The organism is Nocardiopsis eucommiae (genome assembly GCF_965344335.1).
Taxonomy (GTDB): Bacteria; Actinomycetota; Actinomycetes; order Streptosporangiales; family Streptosporangiaceae; genus Nocardiopsis; species Nocardiopsis eucommiae.
In genome coordinates this window covers 52,757-61,902 of record NZ_CBDRIY010000040.1, presented here as the reverse complement: position 1 = coordinate 61,902, position 9,146 = coordinate 52,757, and the positions used below count along the sequence as shown (strand labels likewise).

Genomic DNA, 9,146 nt, shown 5'->3' with positions numbered 1-9,146 from the left:
GCGGCGTCGCTCGCACGGCACGCGCCGCCCGTGACCCGGCCAGTGTCAACCTGACAGGAGGTGCCCGTGAGCACCGATCCCTTGAGCAGCCAGCAGGGGAAGACCCCCTCCCCGGACCGGACCGAGGGGGTCCACTCCGCGAATTCCAATCCCACCACCTGGTGGCTGACCGGCGGCTCCGTGCTGCTGGTCGGCGCCGTCGTCGCCTTAGTGGTGTTCTTCTTCGGGAGCGGGGACGACCAGGTCACCCCGGACCCGGCCCGGGTGGCGGAGCTGGAGGCCTCCGCCGACACCCGCCACGTGGACCAGGTGTCCAGCCTGATCGGCCACACCAGGGCCGCGCACGAGGAGCTGGTCCCGGCCCTGGAGTCCCTGAACGGGGTCCTGCCCGCCGACGGCTCCGCGCCCTCCGAGGACTTCCCGGACGAGGAGGAGATCGACGGCTGGCTCGGCACCGTCCGCGACGCCGGGGCCCACTTCGCACTCGACGACTCCGGCCGGACCGACTTCAACGTCACCCTCGCCGGGCTGGACGGCTCGGTGGACCTGCTCGGTTCGGCGGTGAGCGCCTACCAGGCCGCCGCGCAGGCCGACGGGGACCAGCGGACCGAGCTGCTCGACCTCGCCGCCGACCTCCGCGACCAGGCGGTCACGGCCTGGTCGGTGGCGGCCACCCAGCTCGACATGGTCAGCGTCGACGCCGGGCACGGCCACATCCACCTGTACCTGCCCTCCGAACCCGGCAGCGGAGCCCTCCAGCCGGACGAGGCCGAGGAGGGCGAGGGGGCGACCGGGGACGGCCCGCCGCCCGGACACGACGGCCACTGACCCGAGGTCCACCGGGACGAGCACGACAACCATCAGGGGAGCACATGACACGCATCGGAGTGTGGTTGGTCGGGGCGCGCGGTTCGGTCGCCACCACGGCCGTCCTGGGCGCGTTGGCCGTGCGGGCGGGCGCCGCCGAGCGGACGGGGTGCGTGACCGAGCGCCCGGAGTTCGCCGAGGCGGGCCTGCCCGGCCTCGGCGACCTGGTCTTCGGCGGACACGACGTCGCGGACACCCACCTGTCCAAGAGCGCGGAGCCGCTGGCCAGGTCGGGTGTGATCCCGCCGCACCTCCCGGAGGCCTTCGCTGAGGAGCTCGACGCCGTGGACCGGCGCGTCCGCCGGGGTGTGGATCCGCGTCCCGAGGGGTTCTCCCGCCGCGACACGGACCGCCTGGAGCGGGACCTGCGCGCCTTCGCGGAACGCGAGGCCGTGGAGCGCGTCGTGGTGGTCGACCTGTCCAGTACCGAGCCCCCTCCGGAACGGGTTCCCGAGCTCGCGGCGCCCGATCTGCTGGAGGCCGCCCTGGAGGCGGGGACCGCACGGATCCCGGCGAGCTCGGTCTACGCGTACGCGGCCCTGCGGGCGGGGTGCTCCTTCGTGGAGTTCACCCCGAACGCGGGGCCGCGCCCGCCCGCGCTCGCGGCCCTGGCCGAGGAGCTGGGGCTGCCGTGGGCGGGCTCGGACGGCAAGACCGGGGAGACCCTGGTCAAGAGCGTCCTGGCGCCGATGTTCGCGGCGCGGGCGCTGCGTGTGCGCTCGTGGTCCTCCACGAACCTCCTGGGCGGCGGTGACGGGGCGACCCTGTCCGACCCCGCCAGCAACGACAGCAAGACCGCCTCCAAGGCCCGGGGCCTGGAGCACCTGCTGGGGCATCCGGTGGACGGGCCCCTGCACATCGACTACGTGCCCGACCTGGGCGACGCCAAGACCGCGTGGGACCACGTGTCCTTCGAGGGGTTCCTGGGTGCCCGGATGAGCCTCCAGTTCACCTGGTCCGGCTACGACTCGGCGCTGGCCGCGCCACTGGTCCTGGACCTGGCCCGGCTGGCCGCCCACGCCCACCGGACGGGCCGCGCGGGTCCCGTCCCGGAGCTCGGGTTCTTCTTCAAGGACCCGGCCGGGAGCGACGTGCACGGGCTGGCCGCGCAGTGGGAGGCGCTCACCGCCTGGTGCGCCGGTCCGGCGGAGGGGGTGGGGCGCGGATGAGTCGGAAGCTGAGGTCCCTGGCGCGGCTGGTGCGCCTGCCCGCCGCGTTGACCGTGCTCGGTGACTCCCTCACCGGTGCCGCCGCGGCCGGTCGGCTGGGCCGGCCCCGCGCCTGGGCGCTGCCCGCCGCCTCGGTCTGCCTGTACTGGGCCGGGATGGCCCTCAACGACTACGCCGACCGCGACCTGGACGCGGTCGAGCGCCCCGAACGCCCGCTCCCTTCGGGGGAGGTGACTCCGGGTGGGGCCCTGGCGGTGGCGACCGGGCTCACGGCGGCCGGGGTGGGGATCGCGGCGCTGGCCGGGGGCGGTCGGTCCGCCCTGGTGGCGTCCGCGCTCGCCACCACCGTGTGGACCTACGACCTCGTCCTGAAGCCCACGCCGCTGGCCCCGCTGGGCATGGCGGTCAACCGGGGGCTGGACGTGCTGCTGGGCGCCGGTGACCGGACCGGCGCGGCGATGCTGCCCGCCGCCGCGATGGCGGTGCACACCTACGGGGTGACGACGCTGAGCCGGGGCGAGGTCCACGGCACCCGACCGGAGGTGGCCGCCGGGGCACTGGTCTGCACCCTGACCGGCGCCCTCGTGGCGGCGTACCCGTCGCGCACGGCTCCCGCCACCGCGCGCGGCTCGGTGGGCGAGCTGGCCGCCGGCGCCTTCGCGGGCTCGTTCGCGACCACGGTCGGGCTGGCCCAGGCCCGGGCGCTGGCCGAACCGAGCGCCGACCACGCGCGCGAGGCGACCGGGACCGGCATCCGGGGGATGATCCCGCTCCAGGCGGCGCTGCTGTCCCGCTACGGGGCGGTGGGGACGGCCTGCGCGCTCGCGGCCGGGGCCCCGGTCACCGCGCGGGCGGCCCGGGCGGTGTCGGTGACATGAGCGAACACCTCAGGCTGGGGTACGGGACGAACGGGTTCTGGGACCACCGGCTGGACGACGCCCTGGCGATCATCGCGGACCTCGGGTACGAGGGGGTGGGGCTGACCCTGGACCACCCGCACCTGGACCCGTTCTCGTTGGACGTGAACGCCCGCGTGGCGGCGGTGGCCCGCAGGCTGGACGCGCTGGGACTGGCGGTGGTCGTGGAGACCGGTGCCCGGTACCTGCTGGACCCGCGCCGTAAGCACGAACCCACCCTGGTCTCCGACCGGGACCGCGACGTGCGGGTGGACCTGTTGCGCCGGGCGGTGCGCGTCGCCCACAGCCTCGGGGCGGAGGCGGTGTCCTTCTGGTCGGGAATCCTGCCCGCCGGTGCCACGCGGGAGCAGGGGCGCGACCGGCTCCTCTCCGGGGTGGAGAAGGTCCTGGTGACGGCGGACGAGCTCGGCGTGGACCTGGCCTTCGAGCCCGAGCCCGGCATGTTCGCGGAGCGCCTGGAGGACGTCCTGGAGCTGCGGCGCGCACTGGGCGACCCCGCGCGGCTCAGGGTGACGCTGGACGTGGGGCACGGGGTGTGCAACGAACCCGACGGCCCCGAGGGCACGGTGGCCCGGGCCGGGGGCCTGATCGCCAACGTGCAACTGGACGACATGCGCCCGCACGTGCACGAACACCTGGAGTTCGGTGAGGGCGACCTCGACCTGGCCGGGGTACTGGGCGCCCTGGACCGCGCCGGGTACACGGGGCTGGCCTCGGTGGAGCTGCCCCGGCACGGACACGCGGCGCCGCTGGTCGCGGAGCGCTCCAAGCGAGCGCTGGACGCCGCCTGGGCCCGGGTCGTGACGGATCGGGGTGCGCCGGAGTGAGAGGCACGGGGCGCACGGGAGTGAGCGGCACGGGTGGCCGGACCGGAGGGAGCGGGACCGTGGTGGACGTCGGAGACCTGTTGGCGGAGGGGGCCCGCGCCGAACTGGCCGCGCTCCGCACCGAGCTGGTGGAGCGCCCGGGGCGCGTCGCGGTGCTCTTCCCCGCCGCCGCACGCCGGGTGGCGCGCGGCGCCGGACCCTCCGGCGACCCCTCGGGGACGGAGGGCCCCACACTCGACGACCTGGTGCGCGCGGACCTGCTGCGTGAGCTGGCCCGGGTGCTGCCCCCCGCCGAGCTCGCCGGGGAGGTGGAGGCCCTCTACGAGTACGGCGACGCCGAGGAGCGCCGCGCGGTCCTGCACGCGCTCGGTCACCTCGACACCCGGGAGCACGAGGTGGCCGCCGCCGCCCGCCGTCTGCTGGCGGACGCCCTGCGGACCAACGACACACGGCTGGTCGCGGCGGCGGCCGCCAGCGCGGCCCAGGCCCTGTTGGACGACCACTCCTGGCGCCAGACCGTGCTCAAGTGCCTGTTCGTCGGGGTGCCGTTGCGCCTGGTGGCGGGGGTGGACGAGCGAGCCGACACCGAACTGGCCCGCATGTGCGCGGACTTCGCCCGGGAACGCGAGCGCGCGGGCAGAGCGGTACCCGCCGACGTCCACCGGGTGCTGGACCGCCTTCCCGGAACCACCGGCCCGGACCGCCCTCACCGTCCGGACCCCCGCTCATAGGAGGCGTCATGCGTATCTTCGACCCGCACATCCACATGACCTCGCGGACCACCGCCGACTACCAGGCCATGTACGACGCCGGGGTGCGCGCCCTGGTGGAGCCCGCGTTCTGGCTGGGGCAGCCGCGCACGAGTGTGGGCTCCTTCCGCGACTACTTCGACGGCCTGGTCGGATGGGAGCGCTTCCGGGCCGCCCAGTTCGGCATCCGCCACCACTGCACCGTCGCGCTCAACCCCAAGGAGGCCAACGACCCGCGCCTGGCCGGGGTCCTCGACCTCCTCCCCCGCTACCTGGCCAAGGACGGGGTGGTGGCCGTGGGCGAGGTGGGGTTCGACTCGCGCACCTCCGAGGAGGAGAAGGCCTTCCGGCACCAGCTGGACCTGGCCCGGGAGTTCGCCCTGCCCGTGCTGGTGCACACCCCGCACCGGGACAAGGTCGAGGGCACCCGGCACACCCTGCGGCTGGTCGAGGAGTCGGGGATCGCGCCGGAGATGGTCCTGGTGGACCACCTCAACGAGACCACCGTGGAGATGGTGCGCGACTCCGGGTGCGTGCTGGGCTTCTCCATCTACCCGGACACCAAGATGTCGCCGGAGCGGATGGTGCGCGTCCTGTCCGAGTGGGGCCTGGACCGCATGGTGGTGAACTCGGCGGCCGACTGGGGGCACAGCGACCCGCTGACCACCCTCCACACGGGACTCCGGATGCTGGACGCCGGGTTCACCGAGGACGACGTGGACCGTGTGCTGTGGCGCAACCCGGTGGAGTTCTACGGACGCAGCGGACGCCTGCTGTTGGAGGACGGTACGGGTCCGGCGGCCGGGGCCACCTTCTCCGGCAACTCGATCCTGCGCGGCGAGCGACCGGAGGCGGAGCCGCCGGAAGGCGCGGCGGAGGACCCGCGAGGGGGCGCCGCGTGAGGTTCCGGCACCCCGACGGCACCGTCGTCCACCTCGCGTACTGCACGAACGTCCACCCCGCCGAGGACCTGGACGGCGTCCTGCGCCAGATCCGGGTGTTCGGCGGCGGGGTCCGCGCCGCCTTGGGCGCCGACCGGCTCGGGCTGGGCCTCTGGTTGCCCGCGCCCCTCGCCCGCGAACTGGCGGCCTCTCCCACGCTGACCGACCGCCTGCGCGCGGGGCTGGCCGCGGCCGGTCTGGAGACCGTCACCCTCAACGCCTTCCCCTACACCGGGTTCCACGCGCCCGTCGTCAAGCACGCCGTGTACTCCCCGGACTGGACCGAGCGCGCCCGCCTGGACTACACCGTGGACTGCGCGCGGGTGCTCGCCCGGATCATGCCCGACGACGCCGCGCGGGGCAGCGTCTCCACTCTCCCCCTGGCCTGGCGGGAGCCCTGGGACGCCGACCGCCTCGCCACCGCCAGGGCCCACCTCTCCGAGCTCTCCGCCGTGCTGGACGGGCTGGCCGACTCCGGGCGGCCGGTGAGGGTCGGGCTGGAACCCGAACCCGGCTGCGCCATGGAGACCACCCGGGACGCCGCCCTGCTGCTCGCGGACCCGCCGCCGCACGTGGGCGTGTGCCTGGACACCTGCCACCTGGCCGTGGGGTTCGAGGAACCCGGAGCGGCGCTGGACCGCCTGGCCGCCGCCGGACTTCCGGTGGTCAAGACCCAGGCCTCGGCCGCCGTGGAGGCGCCCGACCCGGCCGACCCGGCGACCCGCGCCGCCCTGGCCGCGTTCACCGAGGACCGGTTCCTGCACCAGACCCGTGAGCTGGCCGACGGCCGCCTCCGGGCCCGCGACGACCTGCCCGAGGCCCTGGCCGGGCCCCGCCCCCTCGACGGCGGAGGCCCCTGGCGCACCCACTTCCACGCGCCCCTGCACTCCCCCGCCGCCGCGCCCCTGCGCGGCACCACCGACCACCTCGACCACACCCTGTCCCTCCTCCTGGGCCCCGGCGGCGCCCGCACCGACCACCTGGAGGTGGAGACCTACACCTGGACGGTGCTGCCCGAGAACCGGCGGCCCCACGGCGAGGAGGGGCTGATCTCCGGAATCGCCGCCGAACTGGCCTGGGCCCGCGACCGGTGCACCGCCCTCGGGCTCACCCCGCTCTGACGGCCGCCACCGCGCGCCAGGGACCACCTAGGAAGGGAACGCTCCCATGACCAGCCGCCTCCTCGTCGTCAACGCGGTCGGGCTCACCCCCCGCCTGCTCGAACACGCCCCGCGCCTGCGCGCCCTGGCCGAACGAGGATGGCGGGCGCCGCTGGACACCGTCCTGCCCGCCGTCACCTGCACCGTGCAGTCCACGTTCCTGACCGGGTCCGCCCCCGCCGAGCACGGCGCCGTCGCCAACGGCTGGTACTTCCGGGACCTGGGTGAGGTCCACCTGTGGCGCCAGCACAACCGGCTGGTCCAGGGGGAGAAGGTCTGGGAGACCGCCCGCCGACACCGCCCGGACTTCCGCACCGCCAACGTCTGCTGGTGGTACGCCATGGGTGCCACCACCGACTGGACGGTCACGCCCCGGCCGGTCTACCACGCGGACGGCCGCAAGTCCCCGGACTGCTACACCCGGCCGGTGGAGCTGCACGACGAGCTCACCTCGGAGCTGGGCCCCTTCCCGCTCTTCAACTACTGGGGGCCGACCGCGTCGATCCGCTCCACGGAGTGGATCGTGGCCGCCACCCGCAGACTCCTGCCCCGTGCCGACCTCACCCTCTGCTACGTCCCCCACCTGGACTACGACCTCCAGCGCTTCGGGCCGGACTCCGAGGAGGCCCGGCGGGCCGTCCGCGACCTCGACGCCGCGGTCGCCCCGCTGCTGGACGACGCCGAGGCGGCCGGGGCGGCCGTCCTGGTGCTCAGCGAGTACGGGATCACGCCCGCCGACCGTCCCGTGCACGTCAACCGGCTCCTGCGGCGGGAGGGGCTGCTGGAGGTGTACACGCAGGAGGGCATGGAGTACCTGGACCCGTGGACCTCGCGGGCCTTCGCGGTCTCCGACCACCAGTGCGCGCACGTGTACGTCCGCGACCCCGCCGACCTTCCGAGGGTGGCGGAACTGCTGCGGGGACTCGACGGGGTCGACCTCGTCCTGGACCGTGAGGCCCAGGCAGGGTACGGGCTCGACCACGAGCGCTCCGGGGAACTGGTCCTCTTCGCCGAGCCCGGGGCCTGGTTCACCTACTACTACTGGCTCCGCGACGGGTCGGCCCCCGACTTCGCGCGCGGCGTGGACATCCACCGCAAGCCCGGGTTCGACCCGGCCGAGCTCTTCCTGGATCCCGCCGACCCCCTGGTCAGGGCCCGGGCGGCGGCCAACCTGGTCCGCAAGAAGGCGGGCCTGCGCTACACGATGAACGTCGTCCCCCTGGACCCGGGCTGTGTCCGGGGCACGCACGGGCGCCCCCACGACGACCCGCTGGACGGTCCCCTCGTGCTGTGCACCGACCCCTCGCTCTCCCGTGACCGCGTCGCCGCCACCGAGGTGCGCGACCTCATGCTCGGCCTCGTCGGTGTGCCGGCACCGGCGGGGCCGACCCCGCGCTGATCCGACCGGCGCTCCGGGGCCCGGCCGTCCTGCCGGGCCCCACCCCGACACTCTGGAGGCAGCACGATGACCCGACCGGTCACTCTCTTCACCGGCCAGTGGGCCGACCTGCCCTTCGAGGAGGTGTGCGCGCTCGCGTCCTCCTGGGGCTACGACGGCCTGGAGATCGCCTGCTGGGGCGACCACCTGGACGTGACCCGCGCCGCCGTGGACGACGCCTACGTCCGGGAGCGGCGGGAGATCCTCGAACGGCACGGCCTCGGCGTGTGGGCTATCTCGAACCACCTCCTCGGCCAGGCCGTGTGCGACGACCCGATCGACCACCGGCACCGGGACGTCCTGCCCTCCCGAGTCTGGGGCGACGGCGAACCCGAGGGGGTGCGCCAGCGCGCGGCCGAGGAGATGAAGCTGACCGCCCGGGCCGCCGCGAGGCTGGGCGTGTCCACGGTGGTGGGCTTCACGGGTTCGGCGATCTGGAAGTACGTGGCGATGTTCCCGCCGGTCGGCGCGGACGTGATCGAGGCGGGCTACCGGGACTTCGCGGACCGCTGGAATCCGATCCTGGACGTGTTCGACGATGTGGGCGTGCGGTTCGCGCACGAGGTGCACCCGTCGGAGATCGCCTACGACTACTGGTCCACCCAGGCGGCGCTGGAGGCCGTGGGGCACCGGGAGGCCTTCGGGTTGAACTGGGACCCCAGCCACATGGTGTGGCAGGACATCGACCCGGTCGGTTTCCTGTGGGACTTCCGCGAGCGCATCTACCACGTGGACTGCAAGGACGCCCGCAAGCGCGTGGGCAACGGCCGCAACGGGCGTCTGGGCTCCCACCTGCCGTGGGGCGACCCGCGCCGGGGGTGGGACTTCGTGTCCACCGGTCGCGGTGACGTGCCGTGGGAGGCGTGCTTCCGCGTGCTGAACTCGATCGGGTACGCGGGGCCGATCTCCGTGGAGTGGGAGGACGCGGGGATGGACCGTCTGGCCGGGGCCGCCGAGGCGGTGCGGTTCGTGCGGGCCAACGCGTTCGACGCGCCCGAGGCCTCCTTCGACTCCGCCTTCGGGTCGGACTGACCCCCGGGAGGGTGTCCGGTGCCACGGCGTTCCCGTGGCACCGGAC

General features: G+C 74.7%; 9 protein-coding genes. All 9 read left to right on the top strand.

Annotated features, from left to right (window positions below):
- The first annotated feature begins 66 nt into the window (after positions 1-66).
- The 9 genes from ACRWK8_RS22050 to ACRWK8_RS22010 all read left to right on the top strand — a co-directional run bounded on the left by ACRWK8_RS22050 (position 67) and on the right by ACRWK8_RS22010 (position 9,100).
- The gene (locus tag ACRWK8_RS22050) at positions 67-828 is read left to right on the top strand and encodes a hypothetical protein (RefSeq protein ID WP_378743443.1); all 762 of its coding nucleotides are present in this window, start codon (positions 67-69) and stop codon (positions 826-828) included.
- Positions 829-872: 44 nt separating this feature from the next.
- Positions 873-2,036 carry an inositol-3-phosphate synthase gene (locus ACRWK8_RS22045; protein ID WP_378743444.1) on the top strand — a complete coding sequence of 388 codons (1,164 nt, stop codon included), beginning with the start codon at positions 873-875 and terminating at the stop codon, positions 2,034-2,036.
- Positions 2,033-2,914 carry an SCO3242 family prenyltransferase gene (locus ACRWK8_RS22040; RefSeq protein ID WP_378743445.1) on the top strand — a complete coding sequence of 294 codons (882 nt, stop codon included), beginning with the start codon at positions 2,033-2,035 and terminating at the stop codon, positions 2,912-2,914. Before ACRWK8_RS22045 ends, ACRWK8_RS22040 begins: the two co-directional genes overlap by 4 nt.
- Positions 2,911-3,780 carry a sugar phosphate isomerase/epimerase family protein gene (locus ACRWK8_RS22035; protein WP_378743446.1) on the top strand — a complete coding sequence of 290 codons (870 nt, stop codon included), beginning with the start codon at positions 2,911-2,913 and terminating at the stop codon, positions 3,778-3,780. Before ACRWK8_RS22040 ends, ACRWK8_RS22035 begins: the two co-directional genes overlap by 4 nt.
- Positions 3,781-3,839: 59 nt before the next feature.
- Entirely contained in the window at positions 3,840-4,511 is a 672-nt protein-coding gene (locus tag ACRWK8_RS22030) for an EboA domain-containing protein (protein WP_378743447.1), read from the top strand.
- Between the two features lie 8 nt (positions 4,512-4,519).
- The gene (locus ACRWK8_RS22025) at positions 4,520-5,431 is read left to right on the top strand and encodes a TatD family hydrolase (RefSeq protein ID WP_378743448.1); all 912 of its coding nucleotides are present in this window, start codon (positions 4,520-4,522) and stop codon (positions 5,429-5,431) included.
- Positions 5,428-6,591, top strand: coding sequence for a metabolite traffic protein EboE (gene eboE / locus ACRWK8_RS22020; RefSeq protein ID WP_378743449.1), 1,164 nt, complete (start codon positions 5,428-5,430; stop codon positions 6,589-6,591). The genes ACRWK8_RS22025 and eboE overlap by 4 nt, the downstream gene beginning before the upstream one ends.
- Positions 6,592-6,637: 46 nt before the next feature.
- Positions 6,638-8,029, top strand: a complete 1,392-nt coding sequence (locus ACRWK8_RS22015; protein ID WP_431872583.1) for an alkaline phosphatase family protein — start codon at positions 6,638-6,640, stop codon at positions 8,027-8,029.
- A gap of 66 nt (positions 8,030-8,095) precedes the next feature.
- A complete protein-coding gene (locus tag ACRWK8_RS22010) occupies positions 8,096-9,100 on the top strand; it encodes a sugar phosphate isomerase/epimerase family protein (RefSeq protein ID WP_431872581.1) in 1,005 nt (334 codons plus the stop codon).
- Positions 9,101-9,146: the final 46 nt, after the last annotated feature.